Raw genomic sequence first — 633 nt, forward strand, 5'->3', positions numbered from 1 at the left:
CGGTAATGCGACGGCTCTTGATGTTCCAGTTTGCCATGTGCGCTACCGCTTCTTCCCAGCGGTATTGGAACTGGCTTTGAGCACTCAACATTTTCACCGTTTCTAAGCCTGCCAAGCTCTCAATCAGGTTGGCGTATTTTTGAGAAGCCAGACGTGAGCCTTCCTCGATAGAACGGCGTAGAGGGCCTTGGATGAGCAGTGAGTGGATGATCAGAATGAGAACACCTACCATCGGCACAAATACCAAATTGCCCGCCATCAACCAAATGATGATTAAAAACAGAATCGCAAATGGTAGGTCGATCAACGCGCTGACGGTAGCGGAAGTGAAGAATTCGCGGATGGATTCAAACTCCTGCAAGTGACGTGCAAATGCACCCACTGACGGCGGTTTGGATTCCATTCGAATCCCCATTACTTTGCTAAACAGTTTAGAGGAGATCAGAATATCCGACTTTTTACCCGCCACATCGATGAAGTAGTTACGAAGTGACTTGAGAGAAAAGTCGAAAATGAACACGACGAAGATACCGCTTGCCAACACCCATAAGGTTTCAAACGCGAGGTTTGGCACCACTTTGTCGTACACCAAACGAGTGAACATTGGTGCGGCAATGGCGAATATGTTGATCA

At 47.9% G+C, this 633-nt stretch carries 1 protein-coding gene; it reads right to left on the minus strand.

The annotated features are described in order from the left end of the window. Window positions 1–633 (minus strand): ABC transporter transmembrane domain-containing protein (locus R7R24_RS27905; protein WP_318120316.1); only part of this gene is annotated, 633 nt, incomplete at both ends.

It is taken from the genome of Vibrio sp. 704 (genome assembly GCF_033339295.1).